This is a genomic window from Arenibacter sp. F20364 (assembly GCF_023015905.1).
Lineage (GTDB): Bacteria > Bacteroidota > Bacteroidia > Flavobacteriales > Flavobacteriaceae > Arenibacter.
This window is the reverse complement of sequence record NZ_JALKBD010000146.1, coordinates 1-501: the sequence shown is the minus strand read 5'-3', so window position 1 is coordinate 501 and position 501 is coordinate 1. Positions and strand designations below refer to the sequence as shown.

The following is a 501-nucleotide window of genomic DNA, read 5'->3' as shown; positions in this document are numbered from 1 at the left end:
ATAAATAGGCATGGAACGCGCCACTTACGAAGTGGCCCAGGTATTGGAACGCAACAGGGAACAGCTCGCCGGCATTTGTGCCAATAGCTGGCAGTCAAGGACCCTGCACGCCCTGCGCAAATGCCGCACCGCAGCATTGGGCGGGCATATAGACCGTTGCGACAACCCTGGCTGCCATAAGCTGCACCTTAGCTACAACAGTTGCCGGAACCGTCATTGCCCCAAGTGCCAGGGGCATAAAAGGGAACAATGGATCAGGGCAAGGGAGGCCGAACTGCTGAACGTGCCCTATTTCCATATGGTCTTTACCCTTCCTTCGGAGCTTAACAGGGTATGCCTTTATAGCCCCAAAACGATCTATGGCCTTTTGTTCGGGACGGCCTGGCAGGTAATCAAAGGCTTTTCATCCAATCCCAAGTTTTTGGGGGCCGACCCGGGAATGGTCGCCATCCTGCACACCTGGGGCCAAAATCTGTCCCTTCACCCGCATCTGCATTGCAT

1 protein-coding gene is annotated in these 501 nt (G+C 55.1%); it reads left to right on the top strand.

Going from position 1 to position 501, the window contains the following annotated elements; translation table 11 throughout:
- Positions 1-10: 10 nt before the first annotated feature.
- Positions 11-501, top strand: a 491-nt coding sequence (locus MWU84_RS24090; RefSeq protein ID WP_246906587.1) for a transposase zinc-binding domain-containing protein, incomplete at its 3' end; no start/stop codon positions are given.